General features: G+C 44.7%; 18 protein-coding genes. 9 read left to right on the top strand and 9 right to left on the bottom strand.

Annotation, left to right across the window (positions count from 1 at the left end; all coding sequences use genetic code 11):
- The first annotated feature begins 3 nt into the window (after nt 1-3).
- From tuf to ACM0OZ_RS07210, 3 genes are all read left to right on the top strand, one after another.
- Entirely contained in the window at nt 4-1233 is a 1230-nt protein-coding gene (gene tuf, locus ACM0OZ_RS07220) for an elongation factor Tu (protein WP_414582113.1), read from the top strand.
- Between the two features lie 273 nt (nt 1234-1506).
- Nucleotides 1507-1824, top strand: a complete 318-nt coding sequence (gene rpsJ, locus ACM0OZ_RS07215) for a 30S ribosomal protein S10 (protein ID WP_010998474.1) — start codon at nt 1507-1509, stop codon at nt 1822-1824.
- A 401-nt stretch (nt 1825-2225) separates the two neighbouring features.
- Nucleotides 2226-2876: an LON peptidase substrate-binding domain-containing protein gene (locus ACM0OZ_RS07210; RefSeq protein WP_041036526.1), complete on the top strand. Its 651-nt coding sequence runs from the start codon at nt 2226-2228 to the stop codon at nt 2874-2876.
- Between the two features lie 64 nt (nt 2877-2940).
- Here ACM0OZ_RS07210 and pheA read toward each other — a convergent pair whose 3' ends face one another.
- Nucleotides 2941-3831, bottom strand: coding sequence for a prephenate dehydratase (gene pheA, locus ACM0OZ_RS07205; RefSeq protein WP_414582112.1), 891 nt, complete (start codon nt 3829-3831; stop codon nt 2941-2943).
- A gap of 169 nt (nt 3832-4000) precedes the next feature.
- Here pheA and ACM0OZ_RS07200 point away from each other — a divergent pair, with 169 nt between their 5' ends.
- Nucleotides 4001-4582, top strand: coding sequence for a DUF1997 domain-containing protein (locus ACM0OZ_RS07200; RefSeq protein WP_414582111.1), 582 nt, complete (start codon nt 4001-4003; stop codon nt 4580-4582).
- A gap of 659 nt (nt 4583-5241) precedes the next feature.
- Here the strand turns inward: ACM0OZ_RS07200 and ACM0OZ_RS07195 are convergent.
- From ACM0OZ_RS07195 to ACM0OZ_RS07180, 4 genes are all read right to left on the bottom strand, one after another.
- A complete protein-coding gene (locus ACM0OZ_RS07195) occupies nt 5242-5955 on the bottom strand; it encodes a ribonuclease HII (protein WP_414582110.1) in 714 nt (237 codons plus the stop codon).
- A 33-nt stretch (nt 5956-5988) separates the two neighbouring features.
- A complete protein-coding gene (locus ACM0OZ_RS07190; protein ID WP_414582109.1) occupies nt 5989-8043 on the bottom strand; it encodes an Rne/Rng family ribonuclease in 2055 nt (684 codons plus the stop codon).
- Nucleotides 8044-9159: 1116 nt separating this feature from the next.
- The gene (locus ACM0OZ_RS07185) at nt 9160-11871 is read right to left on the bottom strand and encodes a TIGR03960 family B12-binding radical SAM protein (protein WP_414582108.1); all 2712 of its coding nucleotides are present in this window, start codon (nt 11869-11871) and stop codon (nt 9160-9162) included.
- Nucleotides 11872-11969: 98 nt separating this feature from the next.
- On the bottom strand, nt 11970-12335 hold the full coding sequence (locus ACM0OZ_RS07180; RefSeq protein ID WP_414582107.1) for an STAS domain-containing protein: 366 nt from the start codon (nt 12333-12335) through the stop codon (nt 11970-11972).
- 464 nt (nt 12336-12799) lie between these two features.
- On the opposite strand from ACM0OZ_RS07180, the gene ACM0OZ_RS07175 reads away from it, so the two are divergent.
- A complete protein-coding gene (locus ACM0OZ_RS07175) occupies nt 12800-13006 on the top strand; it encodes a hypothetical protein (RefSeq protein ID WP_096568057.1) in 207 nt (68 codons plus the stop codon).
- Nucleotides 13007-13597: 591 nt separating this feature from the next.
- Complete coding sequence (locus ACM0OZ_RS07170) at nt 13598-13786, top strand: hypothetical protein (protein WP_414582106.1); 189 nt, start codon at nt 13598-13600, stop codon at nt 13784-13786.
- Between the two features lie 26 nt (nt 13787-13812).
- Here ACM0OZ_RS07170 and ACM0OZ_RS07165 read toward each other — a convergent pair whose 3' ends face one another.
- The gene (locus ACM0OZ_RS07165) at nt 13813-14175 is read right to left on the bottom strand and encodes a hypothetical protein (protein ID WP_414582105.1); all 363 of its coding nucleotides are present in this window, start codon (nt 14173-14175) and stop codon (nt 13813-13815) included.
- 225 nt (nt 14176-14400) lie between these two features.
- Between ACM0OZ_RS07165 and clpS the strand changes: the two genes are divergently transcribed.
- On the top strand, nt 14401-14682 hold the full coding sequence (gene clpS / locus ACM0OZ_RS07160; RefSeq protein WP_041036514.1) for an ATP-dependent Clp protease adapter ClpS: 282 nt from the start codon (nt 14401-14403) through the stop codon (nt 14680-14682).
- A gap of 22 nt (nt 14683-14704) precedes the next feature.
- Nucleotides 14705-15556, top strand: a complete 852-nt coding sequence (locus tag ACM0OZ_RS07155; RefSeq protein WP_414582104.1) for a lysostaphin resistance A-like protein — start codon at nt 14705-14707, stop codon at nt 15554-15556.
- A 52-nt stretch (nt 15557-15608) separates the two neighbouring features.
- On the opposite strand, the gene ACM0OZ_RS07150 is transcribed toward ACM0OZ_RS07155, so the two are convergent.
- From ACM0OZ_RS07150 to ACM0OZ_RS07140, 3 genes are all read right to left on the bottom strand, one after another.
- On the bottom strand, nt 15609-16247 hold the full coding sequence (locus ACM0OZ_RS07150; RefSeq protein ID WP_414582103.1) for a pentapeptide repeat-containing protein: 639 nt from the start codon (nt 16245-16247) through the stop codon (nt 15609-15611).
- 86 nt (nt 16248-16333) lie between these two features.
- Nucleotides 16334-17731: a DICT sensory domain-containing protein gene (locus ACM0OZ_RS07145; protein WP_414582102.1), complete on the bottom strand. Its 1398-nt coding sequence runs from the start codon at nt 17729-17731 to the stop codon at nt 16334-16336.
- 103 nt (nt 17732-17834) lie between these two features.
- The gene (locus tag ACM0OZ_RS07140) at nt 17835-19427 is read right to left on the bottom strand and encodes a photosystem II high light acclimation radical SAM protein (RefSeq protein ID WP_414582101.1); all 1593 of its coding nucleotides are present in this window, start codon (nt 19425-19427) and stop codon (nt 17835-17837) included.
- 538 nt (nt 19428-19965) lie between these two features.
- Between ACM0OZ_RS07140 and ACM0OZ_RS07135 the strand changes: the two genes are divergently transcribed.
- Nucleotides 19966-20361, top strand: coding sequence for a DUF1830 domain-containing protein (locus ACM0OZ_RS07135; RefSeq protein WP_414582100.1), 396 nt, complete (start codon nt 19966-19968; stop codon nt 20359-20361).
- The last annotated feature ends 113 nt before the right edge of the window (nt 20362-20474 follow it).

Raw genomic sequence — 20474 nt, 5'->3', positions numbered from 1 at the left:
TTCATGGCACGCGCAAAGTTTGAACGGAATAAACCCCACGTTAACATCGGTACTGTTGGCCACGTTGACCATGGTAAAACCACATTAACAGCAGCCATTACCATGACTTTGGCGGCTCTTGGTCAGGCTGTAGCTAAAGGCTATGACCAAATCGATAACGCGCCCGAAGAAAAGGCGCGGGGTATTACCATCAATACTGCTCACGTTGAGTATGAAACTGAAAAGCGGCACTATGCTCACGTAGACTGCCCCGGACACGCTGACTACGTGAAGAATATGATCACAGGCGCTGCCCAGATGGATGGTGGTATTCTGGTGGTTGCTGCTACCGATGGTCCTATGCCCCAAACCCGCGAACACATCCTGTTGGCAAAACAGGTAGGCGTTCCCAGCTTGGTTGTCTTCTTAAACAAGGAAGACTTGATGGATGATGAAGAACTGCTGGAACTAGTGGAGCTAGAACTTCGGGAATTGCTTAGTAGCTATGATTTTCCTGGCGATGACATTCCCATTATCAAAGGATCAGGTCTACAGGCATTGGAAGCAATGACTGCTAACCCCAAAACACAAAGGGGTGAAAATAAGTGGGTAGATAAAATCTACGAACTGATGGACGCGGTAGATAGCTTTATTCCTACCCCAGAACGGGATATAGATAAGCCCTTCCTGATGGCTGTAGAAGACGTATTCTCCATCACAGGTCGTGGGACCGTAGCTACCGGACGTATTGAGCGGGGTAAAGTCAAGGTCGGCGACAACGTAGAGTTAGTCGGTATTAGAAACACTCGCGCCACCACTGTCACTGGTATCGAGATGTTTAAGAAGAGTCTTGATGAAGGTCTGGCTGGTGATAACGCCGGAATTCTGTTGCGTGGTATCCAGAAAGCTGATATTGAACGGGGTATGGTCATCGCTAAGCCTGGTTCGATTACTCCACATACTCAGTTTGAAGGTGAAGTGTACATCCTGACAGAAAAAGAAGGCGGTCGCAAGACTCCATTTTTCTCAGGCTACCGTCCTCAGTTCTACGTGCGGACAACTGATGTGACTGGCACCATCAATGCCTTCACCGCTGATGATGGTAGTGCGGCGGAAATGGTGATGCCCGGTGACCGCATCAAGATGACGGTGGAACTGATCAACCCGATCGCGATTGAGCAAGGAATGCGCTTTGCTATTCGTGAAGGCGGTCGTACCATTGGTGCTGGTGTTGTTTCCAAAATCGTCAAGTAGCACCTTTGCACTTTAATTAAAAGAGGAGCAGAGATGGTATAATATACGCTCTGCTCTTTTCGCGTCTATGAACGCGTTATGCACTAGGAGTGGGGATGGGCAAGGATATTAAGTGTCGCTAGTCCTCATGCCCCTTATCCCCACGATATCTTAAACCCTATGCCTGCGGCGAACGTGAAGGCGTAGGGTTCAGTGTGCAAGGCAGCACTAACCTGGGATCCCCGAGTTCCCCAATCCCTAACTAACCACTCATCCGAACCAAAACAATTAAAGATGGCAACTCTACAGCAGCAAAAGATTAGAATTCGCTTACAGGCTTTTGACCGCCGCTTGCTTGATACATCTTGCGAGAAGATTGTAGACACAGCAAACCGCACCAATGCAACAGCGATAGGACCTATTCCTTTACCCACCAAACGCAAAATCTACTGTGTGTTGCGATCGCCCCACGTAGATAAGGACTCACGGGAACATTTTGAAACTCGCACCCATCGTCGGATTATCGACATCTACCAGCCTTCTTCTAAAACTATTGATGCCTTGATGAAACTGGATCTTCCATCCGGTGTGGACATCGAAGTGAAGCTGTAATTATTCATTAGTCAGAGGTTATAGGTTAGAGGTTAATCGTATTTTTTAACAACCAATAACTCAAAACTCTCAGATCTTGCATCTGCTTTTTCGTCCAGCAAGAAATAAATTTTCCGGCTAATAGCTCAAGTAAACTAAATCTGGCTGGATATATTTCAGTCCGTTTTAACGGACGTGTGGTGCGTGATCCTTCAACTTGAGTTCAAGGTGTACTCACCACTAAGGTGCAAGATCTAACAACAAAAGACAAGAATTTAATTGTATAAACAATGACAAAGCCTTGAAGAAATATATTTCAGGGCTTTTTATTAGCTTTAAAATTGAAATGATAGAATGAAGAAAAAGCACGGGAAAAGCAGAGAATAAAAGCTTTTTAGGATTAAATTTATACCAAGGTAACAATGACATCCTCTTCTAAAATTGCAGTTTGCGAACTACCTCTGTTCCCGTTACCGGAAGTCGTTCTCTTTCCGACAAGACCCTTGCCTTTGCATATCTTTGAATTTCGCTATCGCATCTTGATGAACACAATTTTGGAGAGCGATCGCAGGTTCGGGGTCTTGATGGTAGATCCGATCAGAGGTACGATTGCCAATGTGGGCTGCTGTGCGGAAATCATTCATTATCAGCGGCTACCAGATGACCGAATGAAAATGCTGACGTTGGGTCAACAAAGATTTCGTGTCTTAGAGTATGTTCGTGAAAAGCCATATCGAGTCGGTTTGGTTGAGTGGATTGAAGACCATGCTCCCGCAAAAGATTTACGACCATTGGCTACTGATGTAGAACAGCTGCTGCGAGATGTTGTGCGTCTGTCAGCCAAGTTAACAGAGCAAAACATCGAACTGCCAGAAGATTTGCCAGATCTACCAATAGAGCTATCTTACTGGGTAGCGAGTAACCTTTACGGTGTTGCTACAGAGCAGCAGGCATTGCTAGAAACGCAAGACACTGCTGCTCGCTTGGAACGCGAAGCAGAAATTTTGACTTCTACTCGCAATCACCTGGCTGCTCGTACCGTTCTCAAAGACACCTTGAATCAGAAGTTGTGAATCAGAAGTTGTAAATCGTAAGTGGTTATTAGTTATTAATCATTTATGTCCTAACAACTAACTATTAACCACTAACACCTTTATTGAGGGCACTAATAGGCAAAACGTTGTAAGTGCCGAAGATTTTTAAGATCTCTGTACAGGGAGATATTTCTGCTAAAGCAGATTGAACTTGTGGTTCAGATGCATCTGCTTCCATATCTAAAAAAAATAAATATTCTCCAAGAGAACGCTTCGTCGGACGAGACTCAATTTTACTGAGATTGATGCCTATATGAGCTAACACTTGTAAAGGTTTTGCCAAGGCTCCCGGTATATTAGCAGGAGTACTGAAAGCAAGCGAAGTGTGGCTGCTACGTCCCGAACAACTGGGGCGGGCTTCTGGGATGTGACTTTGGCTTACCACCCAGAAGCGAGTACAGTTTTCCGGATAATCGTTAATACCGCTAGCTAGTATAGGCAGGTTGTATAGTTGCGCCGCACGTTGAGATGAGATAGCCGCCACCGTCAAGTCCTGCTCTAGTTGCAGGAGTGCCTCGGTTGTGGAATTGGTTGGAATGAGCTGTACATTTGGGAGTAACCGCTCCAGCCATCCCTGACATTGCGCTAGGGCTTGCGGGTGAGAATAAACTGTTTTGACTTCCTCCAAGCTCTGAGCGCAGGAAATTAATGTATGAGCAATTGGCATGATCAAAGCCAACTGAATTTGCAAACTATCTAGCTGCCACAGTGTATCCAGCGTCATGGTCACACTGCCTTCAATAGAATTTTCCACAGGCACAACAGCCAACTTTGCCTGACCTTTATCGACAGCGCGCAATGTCTGAGCGATGCTGGGATAAGGGCATAAGATAGCTTCAACTCCTGTACTTTTAGTAAGCCAATTCAGATAAAGAAGAGCAGCTTGTTCTGCGTAAGTGCCAGGAGGTCCTAAATGTGCAATAGATAAAGTCATAGAGTTTAGTTTTGTGTGGATCGTTTGATTTGTATTCAATTTTATGGGTCGTAATCAGACATCATAAACTTCTTTCCACACGAATCATTAATTAAGTCATAACCAATGACTGATAACATAATTTCTTAAGAAAAGATTACAATTATTTAACACATATTTTAATATGCTCATGCCTACTCAGTTTACTGCCTCTCAATCGGTTGAAATTGCTATCCCAGAGCAACCTATTCCAATTCACCACTACTTGCGTCAGCCTCAACGCTTGGTTAACGCTTTAGTTGACCCTACTCGTATTCAGCAACTGAGTACGGAAATTTTTCGCCTGAAAATGCGTCCTCTAAACTTTATGTCGCTCAGCATTCAACCAACTGTAGACATGAGAGTCTGGGCTGAATCAAATGGAACGGTTCATGTGCGATCGCTAAGTTGTGAAATCCTTGGTATAGAGTATATCAACCAACGCTTTGCGTTAAATTTAAAAGGGCATTTGTCTCCTGAGCAGCAAGGTATTAACACCCTTTTAAAAGGAAGAGCCGATTTAGAAGTGTTAGTAGATTTACCACTGCCATTTTCTTATATGCCCAAGCCAATATTAGAAGCAACAGGCAATGGTTTGCTCAAGAGTGTTTTGTTAACTGTTAAGCAAAGATTGCTACATCACCTCCTAGCAGATTATCGCCGTTGGGTAATGTTGCAAACGCCAGAAAAAGGGCTTGATGATCAAAGTATCCCTATCTTCAATCCGGAGTAGTTATTGGAAGGTTTTAGTATTTTTTAACACATTATGTTGACGAAAGCATACCTTAGATATACGCAAATGTCAATACAGCATTTGATAAATTTGTGACTTTATACTTTGTAGCTGTGCTAAGGCGCTCACAGGTAGGAGCTTTACCAATTTGTGAAAATTGTGTAGTAAAGAAATTTGTGTTTATCTGTACAAATCTATGGTTCTACCAAGCGTGAAAAAAGAATGCAACACATGAATAATACCCCTGCCTAACCCTCCCCGAGCTTCGGGGAGGGTGTCCGATAGCGCGGGTGGGGTTATCTGTGGCAAACATTTTTTGAATTACTCCTGTCACGCTCATTCGCTGCTAGACATTCCCGGAGCGTAGATTACCTATTAACGTAGACGCAAGAGCGGTGAGCGAGCGAGGAGTTCTGTTGGAGGAGCCAGCGCGAATGACGTGAGTCCAGCGCTGCAGGAGGGTTTCCCGCTCTCACGGCGACTGGCGTTCGCGTAGCGTGCCGAAGGCATACCCGAAGGGCTTTCCCGACCCAGGCGACTGGCGTATACGCCACCACTAACCCCTCCCCGATATTTTGGCGTAAGCCAAAGCCGGGGAGGGGTTCTACGAGAATAGAAACTAATCCACCGGACTTGATATTACCTATCAGGAACTGAAATTATTTGTTTTTCTTGTTTGTTTGAGAACACTCTGAATCAGAACTGAGTACGGTCATCTGACAAGGACGAAAGGACGTGCGATGTAATGGTGAAGGTCCGTACTGTTGTAGTGCCATCAGATGTCGTTTACTTCCATAACCCTTGTTGCGTTCCAAGTCATACATAGAGTACTTTGAGGCAAGGCGAAGTATCAAGTCATCACGCCAAACTTTAGCAACAATGCTAGCAGAGGCAATAGCAACAGAGCGCTCGTCCCCCTTGACTATCGTTTGTTGCGACAGTGGCAAGTCTTTTACTAACTGATTGCCATCAATCAAACACAGAGCAGGCTGCACTTTTAGCTTGAGAATAGCCCGCTTCATTGCTAGCATCGTTGCTTGGAGAATATTCATTTGGTCAATCTCGGCTGTTGAAGCAAAACCGATTTTCCAGTCAATAGCCAGCGCCCAAATGAGCTGCGCTAGCTGCACTCTTCGAGAACTAGACAGCTTTTTACTATCTTTAATTTGGGCTGCTATGAGTTCTGGCAAAGCCGTATCTGGTAGTATCACTGCTGCAGCCACTACAGGACCAAACAGAGACCCTCGCCCCACTTCATCCACGCCTGCAATCAGCCCTTCAATGCTTGAATGCGTGGAAAACTCCAGCCACTTCATCTCTTTCATGGACGCTGGCGATCGAATAGAAGCAACAGCTTGCTCCGGTTCTATCATAAGTTTGTTAACTTTCAAATTCAGTGGATTTACTTACTCCACAGAGGAAGAACGACGGCGACGGCGGCGCTTATCGCTTAAGTTGCTGCTAGCTTCACTTTCATCCGTCATCAACTCAACATCCTGTCGCTCAGTTACAGCTTCTGGCTCGGGTTCGCTTGGTGGCTCAACTACTGTGACAACAGCGCTTGCTCTTTCAGAGACAGGTGCTCTTTCAGAAACAGGTGATTCTGAGGTTGATTCAGTCGGTGGAGCAGGGTTTTGCCCAGGTAAGGTGACGTTGATAATCACAGACTTGGGATTTCTGACCTCCCGACCCAACTTTTCCAACGGAGAAACTCCCATCTGGGCGTAGACATCCTGTTCCTCGGGCGACATCTCTACAGTCACAATTTCTGGTGGTTCTACCACTGGCTTGACTAGCTCTACCTTAGTCACTTTGCCACGCTCGGCTCTATCACCCCAAGAAGGTTTGCTAATACTGGGTGGAGGTACTTCTGATGGGGCTCCAAGTTCCGCATCGTCATCCATTTCCAAGTCTGGCTCGTTCAGAAACGCCAGGGGGTTTGCCACAATCCGTGGCTCATCTTTGCCATTTCCCCCATTTACCCTCTCTACGCGAGTGCTGCGGCGGGTACGACGCTTTCTGCTGTCGCCAATTTCTTGATAGCTAGGATGATTAACCAGACCCGAGGCACTCAAGTCATTGTCAGTCTCGTATGCTTCTCCATATCCTTCATAGCTTTCCCGTGCTTCAACCGGTCGAGCAACTGGCAGACGTGGTTCCCTATGAGGCACCGAGGATACAAGGCGGTCTGGTAATTCTGTTGGTGCTAGTGGTCGGCTTTCTGTTTCTCCAGGTAAATGGACAGTATGCCCTAAACCACCACAAGTGGGGCAAAGTTTACCAAACAATTCGTAAATGTTTTGACCTTGACGCTTGCGGGTGAGTTCAACCAAACCCAACTCAGTAAGTTGGGCAATCTGAGGACGAGCTTTGTCTGCTTTGAGTGCTTTATTAAAATGTTCTAGAACATGTAGTTGGTCACGCCGCGATTCCATATCAATAAAATCAACGACAATCACCCCCGCAATATTCCGTAGCCGCAACTGACGGGCAATTTCTGTAGCGGCTTCGCAGTTTGTCCACAAAACAGTTTCCCTAGCAGTTGCCGATCGCGTGAACGAGCCAGAGTTGACATCTATCACTGTTAATGCTTCTGTCGGCTGAATAATAATGTAGCCTCCAGAAGGTAAGTCTACTCTGGGTTTGAGCGCTTCTTTAATTGCAGCATTAATACGGAAGTACTCTAATATCGGAGCGCGATCGCGGTGATGGTCGATTAACAACCCTTGTGGTGTTTGCCCGCCACTCCAGTTCTGCAAGTACTGCTTCACCCGCTTCAAACCAGTACTCGAATCTACTACAATCCGATTGACATCTGCGCCGTACATATCCCGTAGCACGCGCTGGATAAAATCATCGTCTCGATTCAAGAGCGCTGGGGGACGTGTTGATTGCGCTTCTTGTTGAATTGCTTCCCATTGCCTTTGCAGCGATTCTAAATCTTCGATAATCGCTTCTTCTGGCTTGCCCTCGGCTTCGGTACGAACCAGCAAACCCATTCCTGCTGGTTTAATTAAAATTGCCAGCGCACGTAAACGGTTGCGCTCGGTTTCACTTTTAATCCGACGTGATAAATTTACACCCCTACCGTATGGCATCAGCACTACGTAGCGTCCGGGTAAGGTGATGTTTCCCGTGAGCCTGGGTCCTTTAGTACCCGTTGGCTCTTTCATCACTTGTACTAATACTTTTTGCTGCGGCGTTAATAATTCTGTAATAGCTGCTGCTGTCCGCCTCAGCCTTAAAGGTCCTAAGTCTGTAACATGAATAAAACCATTACGTTCTGGATCACCAATATTCACAAAAGCTGCATCTATCCCAGGTAGTACATTTTCCACCACTCCTAAGTAGATGTCACCGATTTGGTGATGACCTGTGGCGACAACGAGTTCTTGTATTTGGTCTTCCGAAAATACTGCAGCAATTTGATGCTGTTCCGCGATGATAATTTGTTTTGGCATTCAATTATTTTCCTCAAGAACTGGCAGCACAAACAGACTATTCCGGGGTTTGTTATACCTCTCGTCCGGACAAGCCCACTCATGCGCTGCTTTTTAAAAATTGCGCTTGTTCGCTCAAACTTAGGGAGCTATTTACGCGCTCGACTGCGTTTACACTGTTGATTCTTCCAGAACGGCTGCATATTATTTAAGCAATTAAATCAACCGTCCATGGTTAATTTTTTGATCCAATACCTTTTTCCTGGAGAGTCCTGAGTTCCTGAGTCCTGAGTCCTGAGTTGTGAGTCATAAAGTCTTGAGCTCTGGGTAATTTACACTCAGCACTCGCGCTCTGGTTACTCAACACTGTCTCAGCACTCGCACTCTCGATACTTGGCACTACATTATGGATTGGGCGTTCAAATTAGTTTTAAAAATCATAAAACCTTGCGTTCGTTTTGGAAAACCATCCCCACGCGCGGGGTGGGAGGAAACACGACTCGGCATTTTTAAATGCCGTCCCCAACCGGGGAGGACAAGTAGAGGAGTAGTACTTGTCCATTTCCCTGTAATGCCGGGAACGCAGGTGCTACTCCATTAAAGTTAGCTTTTCCCAAGGGGAGACGCTACGCGAACGACAAAGTTAACGGTCGGTAACTATATCGGAGACACTGACTTAACCCAATAAATCTGTTTAATCCCCAATTTCTAGAAGCTCAGGACTAGCACTCTCCCCCAAGGTAGGACTTGAACACTTGCCGTTAACGTAGTACACAAGGTACTCAGTCTGGTCAACTATCGACTTGAGCGTGAGCTAGAAGCCCACGACTTCTAGTCGTGGGTTGTTGACATCAGAGAAGCCGACGAAGCTTGCTCTTGGTAATTGCTGATTCACGAGCTTTGAGCTTAAAGAGAGTGTTATTTGATCTGCCTGGTGTTTGTCTGGGATAAAAAACCCGCGCTTAGTTTCACTTCTTTTATCTTTGCTTTTGCGCCCTGAGTACCAGGGTAGTGAATCAGTTTACTCAATGCAGCGCCAGAAAATTTCTCTTCATCTCATTCTAACGCAACCTTGTCAAAAATCAATTTCCAAGATCTGCTAAGACAGGGCAACCACAAGCAAATTGCCCCAAGCGATTAAACTCCCAAAATCAGCCGATTTCGATGAATTTGCAGCAGATGAAAATCTGTACCTGCGACTTGTTCTAGCATAGAGAGGATTTGTTCGGGACGCAATAGCACCCCGTCATGACGACAGCTGCCCACATAACGCAGGATAACTGTAGACTCTTCCTGATGCTCAGGGCGTTTTGGTAACTCAAATAATTCTAACTCAAACAAGCGATCGCGCAGATTTACCAACTGAGTTTTGCCTGACTTGGTTGTGTGTTCCCACAAAATCTCATCTTGGGCTTTGATGGCGTCAATCCAGCTTTCCCATTGTATCGGTGTCGTCTCCTGCTGACAAGCCACGGTGATTAAATACTCCGCAGCCTCCAGAAGTTGGTTAGCCGAACTCGCTTTTAAATCGAGCTGTTCCACCTGATATATAGGAATGTCTAACGGCAAAGCCTTAGCCAGTTTTTGGCGGAAAGTCTCCACATCAACTGGCTGTGTTAGCTCAAAATCGACAATTTCACCAGTGCTTGTAACTCCCAAAGGCAAGGCATGTGCAATGGAAATGCGGGGGGTAGGATGAAAGCCACCAGTAAAAGAAACTGGCAATCCTGCTCGCCGTACACTTCTATCAAATAGGCGCATCAAATCTAGATGACCTACTAAAGCCAAACCGCCCAGCTTACCAAACCAGACACGCAGCCGTTGTGCCTTGGTAGTATTTGGGACAAACTCACCCGCAAATTCCGGGATAGAAGGCGGCGAAATGACAACATTATGACCAAAGTCAGTGCCGCAGACACCACAGTGAGAACAACCTTCAAAAGAGCAATCTGGTACAGTTGCTGCTTCTAAGGCACGTTGCAAGTCTTCCTTGAGCCATTTTTTATCAATACCAGTGTCGATGTGGTCCCAAGGTAGGGGGGCGTCGAGGGGGGATGAGGGGGATGAGGGGGATGAGGGGGATGAGGGGGATGTTACTTGCTTATCTTCCTCATCTTGTTTCCCAAACAAATTCCACTCGCCTTTCTCGACTTGGCGGTATTTCCAGTCTAAGCCAGCTTCCCAAATGGCTTGTCCCCAAGCACTAAAAGCTTTTTCGACACTATCATACCAAGAATCCATGCCTGCCCCTAATTCCCAAGCACGACGCACTACGGGGGCAAGAGAGCGATCGCCTCTGCCAATAAAATCTTCCATTGCTGAAATACGGACATCGGTGAAATTCACCTTGGCTGCTTTGATTCGCCGGAATGCTTGCCGCAGTAATGCTTGCTTGCGCTCAAACTCAGCCGTGGAAACCGAGTGCCACTGAAAAGGCGTATGGGGCTTGGGTGTGAAGTTAGAAATGGTCAAGTTAAATGACAGCGGTCTTCTGCCTTTTCCTCGACACTCCCGTTGTAACCAGCTGACTGTTTCCGCAATGCCTAACACATCGGCATCGGTTTCACCAGGCAAGCCGATCATGAAATACAGCTTAATTTTATCCCATCCTTGTTCCCAAGCTGTTTTTACACCCCGCAGCAGTTCTTCGTTGGTCAAACCCTTGTTGACTATGTCCCGCATCCGTTGGGTTCCAGCTTCTGGAGCAAATGTCAGTCCCCCTTGCCGCGTTCCGCCTAGGATATTGGCAATATTTTCATCAAATCTGTCAACTCGTTGGCTTGGTAGAGTCAGGGAAATATTTTCATTTTTTAACCGATTTTTTATTTCCGTCCCTACTGCCGGCAGGGATAAATAATCAGAACAGCTCAGGGATAGTAAAGAAAATTCGTTGTAACCGGTTTGCCGCATTCCGGAATCTATCGCTTCCACCACATCCGCTGGTTCCACATCCCGCGCTGGTCGGGTGAGCATTCCTGGTTGGCAGAAGCGACAGCCGCGAGTACAACCGCGCCGAATTTCAATTACCAACCGATCATGCACCGGCTCAATGTAGGGTACTAGCCCAATCGAATACGCTGGTATTGGGGTTGCAACCCGCCGCACAATTCGTTTTGGGACATTTGGCTGGTTGGGATGAACTGAACCATCAGAAGCCATGTCGTAAAACTGCGGAACATAAACGCCTGGTATCTGCGCTAAATCCAGCAATAATTCTTTACGGCTCAGCCTAGCTTTTTTCCCCTCTTCCAACACTAAGCCAATTTCTGGCAGCAGTTCCTCGCCATCTCCTAAAGCGAAGAAATCGAAGAAGTCGGCGTAGGGTTCAGGATTGGATGTCGCCGTCTGTCCCCCAGCAAAAATCAACGGGTAAGAAAAGGATGGGGGGGATGAAGAAGATGTTGCTTCCTCATCTCCCTGGTCTCCCCTTCCCTCCGCTTCTAGGCGTTCTCGCCAAGTCAAAGGAATGCCAGCCAAATCCAACATTTCTAGAATGTTGGTTGCTCCCAGTTCATAACTGAGGCTAAAGCCCAAGATGTCAAAGTCCGTTAGCGATCGCCTTGACTCTACGGCAAACAACGGTGTTTTTGTTGTCCGTAGTTTTGCTGCTAGATCCGGTCCTGGTAGGTAAGCGCGATCGCATAACTGGCGCGGTTGGGAATTCAAAATATTATAGAGAATAATATGCCCTAAGTTCGATGCACCTACTTCATAAACTTCTGGGTATGTCAATACCCAGCGGATCTCTGCCGTATTCCAAGGCTTGTGAATCGCTAAGAGCTCGTTACCTAAGTAACGAGCTGGTTTTACAATATCCGATGTGATTAACTTTTCAACTGCAACAGCCACTGTGGTATCTTTTCGCTACCTTAATTACAGCTACTCACCTCCAACATTAGCATTTATTAGGTGTTTCAAGAGAACTACTCGTTTCCCTTAAGACTTTTTTAGGCATAAGTCAGTGTTGCTTCTTGATTGGAGAGGTAAGCCGCTTCAAACGCGGCTTTCCCTTCAAATATCTCAAAAACCCTATCTACTTGGGTCAGTTCAAATATAATTTTGAGTGACGGTGAAACCGAGCAAAGGCTGAAGCGCCGTCCTAGCTTTTGAGCCAGTTTGAGCGCAGACACTAATGCCATCAAGCCTGCACTATCTAATGATTCTACATGCTCTAAATTCACGAGCAAGATAGAAATTCCATCTTGTGCTAGCGCTTTTGTTAATTTTGTTTCAAATTCTAAAGCGTTTTTGGCATTTAGGCACCCATGAGGACTAATAACAGTTATTTTTGGATAGTCTAGTACTGCTTGCATCGTTACATCCTATTAAAGTTATCGAACTTTAAAGTTAGATGTATTTGACCATAAACTTTTTTTTCTCACATCGACCATTCGTATTACGTCTCTTTGCTGAATCTTTATTGCTATTGCGTTACTCTTTAAAGATTGTCATAAACGCAAGAAAATTTGTGTTTAAATATACTTTTTTTACTTTTTAAACAAATATAATCTCCACAAGCAGCCGCACAGGTGAGGATGAATAGCTTGTTCTAGTTATAAACTTTATTTATCCTAGAATTCTATTTGATTTGTATTCAAATACCTATCAAGCTAATAACCTTACGTTATTGCTTGATTATTGCTAGACACCTGGCTCAACAGTGAACCATGTCCTCAAATAGCTGTGATCCAGGTCACAGCTATAGGACTGTTTGGATCACTTTTTATACCAAATGTTACCCTGGATAATGACTACTTATATAGTTGGTTTAATCCCTATGAGAACAAAATACTCTATTCGTCTATTGGTAGAAAAAGCTCTCGATATTAAAAAGTTGACTCCTGAAATTGAAAATGAAATTAACTCAGAACTGACCGAAATGGGTTATATTTCTGACGTGGACTACGAAGCCTTGGAACTATTAATGGCAGAGATGGACGCTGGTCGCATTCAGTTGGTTTCAAGTTTAGGCTTGTTATCTTGAGGGCTTGGCATTAGAGTTGCTTTAAATTGAGTTAATTTCAATCAAGAGTAAAGTCATGAAACTTCAATATAAGCAACAGAAATTATAGTAACGGTAGCGACGATACTTTAGCAGTGTCACAACTCGTGTTTTTTGTAAGATTAATCATATATTTCGTTGCAGGGAGTTAACCAAGAGGATAATGCTTCCACATTTGCATTAATCAGTAGTTATCCCCATGTAATTAGCTCCACCCTTAGAAAAAATTCCTCTCTACCTGTTCGCTGAAATTAACCGCAAGCAAGATAAACCTGTTGTTGAGAGAGTAAAGATTTTTAATAAGGCAACGCTTAGAACCTGAAACAGAAATCATTTCTTCCATTGGTTCCAAGGAAGCCATTTACAATACATTTTTACCTTCTTCCCGGTCTAAGATTAGTTATTTTCTTGCTATGCGCCGTATGCGATCGCTATGGATAACGCCACGCCTTAGGGCTATCGGGTACGTGTTCTAGCCTATGGCTTGCGCCGTAAGTCCTGCGGAGAGGCTATGCCGTAGGCGGTTTATTAAATCGGTACTCTTCTACCGGCAAGGGAGTAGATTTAGTTTAAATGGGAGATTACACCCTGATAGCAGAACTAGGTTATCCCGTCTACCGTACATTTAATATTTTTACTGGTAGTAAACCTTTTGCCATGCCCCTAAAGATAGAAAATAAATTTTTTCCTGACCTCAATGCTATTCCTTCAGAAGGATGTAGGCATTCGCTACTGTTGCTTAGGGAACTGAGGATTGGATAGGCAAGAATTTACCCAATCCCTAATCCCTAATCCCCAATCCCTAATCCCCCTTTTTGTGCTAGCCAAATTTCGTGAATAAAGTGATTGAATTGTTGCTTGGCAACACAGATCTGTCCAGGTTTTGGTTCTTTTGCCAAAACCTGACTCAAAAAACTAATAACTTCTGTGTCTAAGGCAGGTTGAAATAAATTAACAGACCAAAGCAGGTCAGATGTATCTCGTAGATCAGTGAGCTGCGGCGGTTCTTGGGTAAAGTTGACTAGCAGTAAAGGACGCACCCAGCACAACTGACGAGAAACCACGACTTGAATGACTTCTGCATACAGCTTCATGTCGCCATGCTCTAAAGACACAATTTGTCCTGCTTGAAACTCCAAAGTCATCTCCATAGTCACACGGATGATAGCGACAAGTATATTTTTATTGGTTATTCAATTTTAAGGGGATAGCGCGAAAGGCGCAGTCAAACCTGTGCAGCCATCAGTCCAAAGTAGCAAAAAATTTGAGTACCCCGTTATTTGTGTGTGTATGTTATAAAATGGGTTAATAAGTGTTAAGCAATTTTTGGACAAAAATTCTGTTGTAGTAATTCATTCACAAAAGAGCAAAGAACAGTGTCAGTCGAAACCATAGAGAAGCGTTCAACATCCCGCAAGCTAGCGCCTCGGTATCGCGTTTTGCTCCATAATGACGACTACAACCCTATGGAGTATGTGGTGCAGGTTCTACTAACCACAGTACCGAACCTCACCCAGCCTCAGGCTGTTAGTATCATGATGGAAGCTCATACCAACGGGCTAGCCCTAGTCATTACTTGCGCTCAAGAACACGCCGAGTTCTATTGCGAAACCTTGAAAAATCATGGTTTGAGTAGCACAATTGAACCTGAAGAATAAAAGGTTATAGGCAATAGATAGATTGTTCAAAACAAATCTCCTCCGTTTGTCCCAGTACCCTGCCCCTATTAGGCTCGGTGCATTTATATTGACTTTGTTGGTACTCTGGTTGCCTTTCGCGGCACCGATTTACTTACTCGTGCATGATGCCAACTTAGTCAGTATATTGACAATGGTGCTGCTGTATGTTGAGTTTATCCTTCTACTCAGACTGTGGGGCAAGTACGTTTATAATCAACCTCAGTTGCTACGGCATTATGGCTTAGAACTGACGCGACTCAATGGCGTAGAACTGCTGCGCGGTTTGGCTATTGGGATTATTAGTATTCTAATTTTGTTTGGGTTACAAAGTAGCTTGGGTTGGCTTGTGTGGCAACAACCCAAAGTTTTTTTTCTCAAGCTGGTTTTAGAAAGTTTAATTGTTGGTTTGGGCGTTGGGTTTGCCGAAGAATTATTGTTTCGAGGCTGGTTGCTGGATGAGTTGGAACGGGATTATAGCAAAAGTGTAGCCTTGTGGGTTGATGCGGTTGCTTATGCGGCATTACACTTTATAAAGCCGCTGGAGGCAATTATTCATACACTACCGCAATTCCCAGCCTTAGTCATACTAGGGTTAACGCAGGTATGGGGAAAGCGTTGGCGTAGGGGACGCCTCGGTTTACCCATTGGATACCACGCGGGTTTGGTTTGGGGTTATTACATTATTAACGTGGGTAATTTGATTACGTATACAAAAAAAGTGCCAGAGTGGATAACTGGAATTGATCGCAATCCACTGGCAGGGGTGATGGGTATATTACTTTTAAGTGCGATCGCCCTCAGCGTGCGAGGATTCCTCAACAATGGACAGATTTCAAAGAACAACCCTGGTTAAATTCAGCTATATAAATCTCATCTGCTGAAGGTGCTTGTTGTTAATTAGCCATTTACAAAGCCATCTCCAACACTGTTCCCACCACGCATGCTCGCTCCAAATTCACTCCACTTAAATTCGCACCGTGGAGTTCAGCACACAGTAAATTCGCACCCGTCAAATTCGCACCCGCAAGATTTGCAGAGCGCAAGTCGGCTTCTTCCAAATTTGCCTCACTTAACAACGCCCCTTGCAAATCTGCACGACTCAAGTCTGCACCTTTGAGATTCGCCCCAGTCAAGTTCGCGCCTCGCAAGTCAGCACCTCGAAAGTCAACACCCTGCAAGTTGACATTCATCAAATTAGCACCGCTCAAGAAAGCACCAACAAACGACACTTCACTGAGTCTTGCTCCCATTAAGTTAGCACCACGTAAATTGCTACCCCGTAAGTCAGCACCCGTCAAATCTGCTTGCATCAAATTTGCTCCCATCAGGTTCGCCCGCAAGTCGCTTTCTATGAGGTTGGCTCCCATCAAATTGGCACCTTCTAAATGTCCACCTTCGAGTTTGGAACCTGTAAAAGTTGTCCCGACAAGGTGAGCGCCAGCAAAATTGATGCGATTTAAGTCAGCATTTGATAAATCTTCGTCTTCTAAATCTACTCCTGGCAAGTGTTTGAGTTTTCCTGAGCGAATTTCTTCAATATTCATATAAATTCTGCATTATCAAGATTATTAAATTTCGCGCAAAGACGCAAAGACGCAAAGAGTTTCTTAGCGTCTTTGCGCTTTGATTATTATTGCCTGTAACTGCTCTTAATCTCTCCACTCTTACTTTCGCTATCTAGCCTACTATTAAGTAGCCACATACCAGTACTAACTTTGGGTGTCATCAAAGGTAAGTCGAGTCCCTGTTGCAAACCCATAACTAATAAAGTTAGAGTATCTACAAGTTTGGGGTCAAAGCGATACGATTGTAATTGTTTGCACTCTTCTAAAGCTTGAGTAAATATTTCCTCGGGACTTAAGTGAGAGGTTTTTTTCTGATTAACGCGCCACTGGAACTCTGCTACTAATGCGAGAATTCTTGACTCTAAGGGAATTTCATCTCCAGCTAACCCCGCTGGCTCGCCTGTACCATCCCACCACTCGCTTTGATGTGTAAGAATTTGTGCGATCGCCCGCAGTCTTGGCATTGTTCGCAGTACCTGCGCTCCTGGTACTAACGGACAAGTCAAGGGACAGCAGGGTGCATCTTCTTGGTAGCGGGTGGAACTACCAGGAGAAAGAACGCTTTCGGCTCTTTGCAATGGATCTATACGTTGCAGCAACCCTGCTAGGCGTAGACGTTTCGTTTGCCACGCGGGAAGATCCAAAAGTTGCCCCATTGTTTCTGCCAATGCTACCACTTCCGCTGCTGCCATTGGATTGGTAATATCGGCAGCATCTATCATTTGCGCCATCCGTAAAAATGCTTGGATTTCGTTGGAAACCAAATTCCGATCCAGTGCTTGGTGGCGAGTTGCTGTGGGGACAGATATATTCACTTGCCCCGTTTGAAGGTAATCTACTACCAGGGAAACCACTGCACTCAAGTCTTCCGGTGTGGCAAGCCGTGGCTGGATTGTGTCTTTGTGTGCCTTAAGTTCTTTTGCCAGTTCTGGGTTGTAGCTTTCGATGTGGGAAATTGCTAATTCTGCTGTTTCTTGGACTAACTCCGGCTCAAATGTCCACAAACCGTAGAATTTTCGCTCTACATCGGATGCAGGTAATCCGCTGGAACCATAATCAGCTTCTGATAATTCTTGACAAATTACCATTGCTGTGTATTTGTGTGATAGGATAATCAAATGCCACTCCTGCGCTACTGGATCGGCTGGCTCTATGGCGACTAGGTTGACATTGGGCAACTGGCTTGTATAATGTTCGGCAAAGCTTGTATCTGGGGCTGCCATTATGGCAACTTGGGTAGCTTTTTTGGCGATATCTGCGTATCTTTCAGCTTCTTGCAGATACCACTTTCCCTGTTGGAAGGCTGTGATGACTAAGGGTGTACCGTCGTTTTTTAATATGTGGTCTTCCAAAGCATGGCACAGGGAAACCAGAGTATGTTTATAGTAGACACCGAATTGAATTGGTCTTTTACTATAGCGATGGGCTGTTTCTAGCTTTTGTAAAATTGAGCCTTCTAACATGAGATTTGATTAAATGAACCGCAAAGCGAGCAGAGGACGATGAGGAGGATAACGAGAAGGTGACTCCCCTATCTCCCTTATCTTCCTCATATCCCCGTGTTTTCTATGATACGCTGACGAGTTGTTTTTCTTTCGTCTCAACGGGTGCAGAAAGTGCTTCTTCTAAGTCGGCACAACCCAGTTTTTCTTCTAATATTTTCATGACTTCGCGTCCGAAATCGTTAGGATTTTGTCGCCAAGCTTGTAAACAGACTTGCCCAAAGAATGAACCGAGAGGTTCGGGGTTCCAGAGCATTTTCTGGACTGTCCAAGGTGTAATGTTCATTGGATCATACCCTGGTTTAAGAATATTTTCTTTGAAGGCATATTCTTCGAGGTGGGTATGGGGTTGCAAACCAATGAAGAAAATCGCAGGTTCGACTTTATCCGCACCGAAGATGCGTTCTAGTTCACGGTGGTAGGCGATGGTTTGGCGAATGGTTTCGGGACGTTCGTCAATGACGTTAAATGAGTAATTGACGGAAACTAAGTCGTTGAATCCAGCAGCTTTCAAGTCACGGCAGTTTTGCAAGACTGTTCGCAGGTTGTAGCCCATGCGCATTTTGCGCACGAGTTCTTGTGAACCACTGGTAATACCAATTTCAAAGTAGTTCATCCCGGTTTTCGCCATCAACTTACACAACTCTGGTGTGAGGTTGTCGGCTCTGATGTATGCTGCCCAGTGGATATCCGTCATCCCAGAATCAACGATTTTCTGTAAGAGTTCTACAGCATCGCTCATAAATTTTCGCGCTGGGATAAATTGGGCGTCGGTAAACCAGAAGTTGCGAATACCGCGATCGTACAATTGCCGCATTTCGGCAACGACTTCCTCAGCTGGGTTGATGCGTACTTGTTTGCCTTCTACAACGGTGTAGACGCAATAACAGCAGTTGTGGGGACAACCACGCTTAGTTTGTACACCTATATAAAAATCTTGCTCTTGCAGGTAATAGTTAAATTCCGGCCACATACTTTCGATATAGTTGTAGTCGCAAGCGGATTTTTCTAGGGGAGTGGGTTGTTCGTGAATCAGGCGATCGCGTGGTTTTTCTTCTCCTACGACATAACACCTTTCATCGCGAAATTCTTGAGCGCTTAAAAGTTTTGTCAGCAGGGTTTCGCCTTCTCCCACGGAAACAATCGTTCCCTTGGGTAAGCTTTTACCCACTTGCTCGTAAAAGACGCTGACAGCACCACCACCGACAATCACCCGAGCATCGGGGTTATAACGTTTAGCGCGTTTAATGCCCCGTTTCACTAAGCCCAAATTCCGCCACAACTCACCGTAGTATCCCGACGCAATCCGCAACAAACCAATAGCCCCTTTTATCTTGAGTAATGGATTGGGGGAGTAGAAAAACTCGAAGGAATATTGCAATGGGTTACCGCCACGTCCACCCACCGGAGCATAAATTTGGATATCACGCCACGAATACACGAGTAGTGTGGGCTTGAATTCATCGATACAGCGATCCAGCGCAGCAGCATAATCTAGAGGTGGCACTGTTCCTAAATCAAAAATGCGCTGTTCTATGGTGTTGAACTGCTTGTGGACGTGATCTGCAAGATAAACTACCCCAATCGGAAAGATCGGGTTACAAGGAAGGCGAACATAGAGAATTCGGTTGTCCATCACAGGTGTTTTAACTTCCATCTTGCTGTTTTTAAGGGAAAGTGAGATTAATAGCTTTTAAAAGAAGTATTGAGATTAATTTTTGTCCTATATCTTAATATTACTTGACATTTAGGCAGATAAGGATTTAATCTGCCCTTTTTGTTGATATTCAGTGGAACTAGTTAAATTCACTTAGGCATCAGATACATACTCTCTCAACAGAAATATTATTAAATTATAAAGATTTTTCTATAGATAGCTTTACAATAACAACAACTCTGTTTGCCAAGCGATGATCTACATATCTTGGTTATGGGGTAGAGGCGTGAGGATTGACAACTAAATTTCGCCGTTTATGATTTTTTGTGAACCAGAAAACATTATGTGTGTGGGAGCATAATGTACAATTGCAGAAAAGGCATAGATTTTCACAAATTTTTCATATATCCGCAAATCTTAAGATAGAAATAATAATAGAAAAGCTCACTTGGTAGTCGGGGTTACAGCAACTGGGGATCAGCCGGTGCTAGCTTGACAAGTGTAAGATAAGATAGTGGCGTAAAGCTCTTCAGCAGTTATGGCTCAAATATTAGATCCTCTACCACCTGAGCAATCAGGTAAAATTTTCTGCTGCTACGTGAATGCCACAAGCAAAATACAGGTGGCTCGCATCTCAAATATTCCCAACTGGTACTTTGAACGGGTTGTTTTTCCTGGACAAAGGTTAGTGTTTGAAGCTCCAAAAGAAGCTCAACTTGAGATTCATACGGGGATGATGGCAAGTGCAATCTTATCGGATAATATTCCGTGCGATCGCCTCGCAATCAGCGAACCTAGCAATTATGAGTTTCATACAGACTCACAACCAGCAATAGACCCTATCAATAAAAAACCAATTGTGCAGACGATTAATACAAAAACCGGAGATTCCAAAAAACCTTTGCAAGTCGCTGGTTTAGTATACATTGATTAAAAAAAACAATTTTCCTTAATAAGAGGGTTGCTGAACTCAGCAGCCCTCTTTTGTTTAGTTATGAGTCATTAGTTATGAGTCATTAGTCATTAGTCATTAGTCATTGGTCATTA

Origin of the sequence: Scytonema sp. PCC 10023 (assembly GCF_963920835.1) — a bacterium.
In the GTDB taxonomy this organism is placed as follows: domain Bacteria; phylum Cyanobacteriota; class Cyanobacteriia; order Cyanobacteriales; family Nostocaceae; genus Kalymmatonema.
This window is presented reverse-complemented; position numbering and strand designations above follow the sequence as displayed.

What these genes read in the sequence shown, in the direction of transcription:
- ACM0OZ_RS07200 (WP_414582111.1), top strand. Translation starts at nt 4,001, where the DNA reads ATGCCTACTCAGTTTACTGCCTCTCAATCGGTTGAAATTGCTATCCCA.
- tuf (WP_414582113.1), top strand. Translation starts at nt 4, where the DNA reads ATGGCACGCGCAAAGTTTGAACGGAATAAACCCCACGTTAACATCGGT.
- ACM0OZ_RS07150 (WP_414582103.1), bottom strand. Translation starts at nt 16,247, where the DNA reads ATGAATATTGAAGAAATTCGCTCAGGAAAACTCAAACACTTGCCAGGA.
- ACM0OZ_RS07170 (WP_414582106.1), top strand. Translation starts at nt 13,598, where the DNA reads ATGGGAGATTACACCCTGATAGCAGAACTAGGTTATCCCGTCTACCGT.
- ACM0OZ_RS07135 (WP_414582100.1), top strand. Translation starts at nt 19,966, where the DNA reads ATGGCTCAAATATTAGATCCTCTACCACCTGAGCAATCAGGTAAAATT.
- ACM0OZ_RS07195 (WP_414582110.1), bottom strand. Translation starts at nt 5,955, where the DNA reads ATGATAGAACCGGAGCAAGCTGTTGCTTCTATTCGATCGCCAGCGTCC.
- pheA (WP_414582112.1), bottom strand. Translation starts at nt 3,831, where the DNA reads ATGACTTTATCTATTGCACATTTAGGACCTCCTGGCACTTACGCAGAA.
- ACM0OZ_RS07165 (WP_414582105.1), bottom strand. Translation starts at nt 14,175, where the DNA reads ATGGAGATGACTTTGGAGTTTCAAGCAGGACAAATTGTGTCTTTAGAG.
- ACM0OZ_RS07190 (WP_414582109.1), bottom strand. Translation starts at nt 8,043, where the DNA reads ATGCCAAAACAAATTATCATCGCGGAACAGCATCAAATTGCTGCAGTA.
- rpsJ (WP_010998474.1), top strand. Translation starts at nt 1,507, where the DNA reads ATGGCAACTCTACAGCAGCAAAAGATTAGAATTCGCTTACAGGCTTTT.
- ACM0OZ_RS07145 (WP_414582102.1), bottom strand. Translation starts at nt 17,731, where the DNA reads ATGTTAGAAGGCTCAATTTTACAAAAGCTAGAAACAGCCCATCGCTAT.
- ACM0OZ_RS07175 (WP_096568057.1), top strand. Translation starts at nt 12,800, where the DNA reads ATGAGAACAAAATACTCTATTCGTCTATTGGTAGAAAAAGCTCTCGAT.
- ACM0OZ_RS07210 (WP_041036526.1), top strand. Translation starts at nt 2,226, where the DNA reads ATGACATCCTCTTCTAAAATTGCAGTTTGCGAACTACCTCTGTTCCCG.
- ACM0OZ_RS07140 (WP_414582101.1), bottom strand. Translation starts at nt 19,427, where the DNA reads ATGGAAGTTAAAACACCTGTGATGGACAACCGAATTCTCTATGTTCGC.
- ACM0OZ_RS07180 (WP_414582107.1), bottom strand. Translation starts at nt 12,335, where the DNA reads ATGCAAGCAGTACTAGACTATCCAAAAATAACTGTTATTAGTCCTCAT.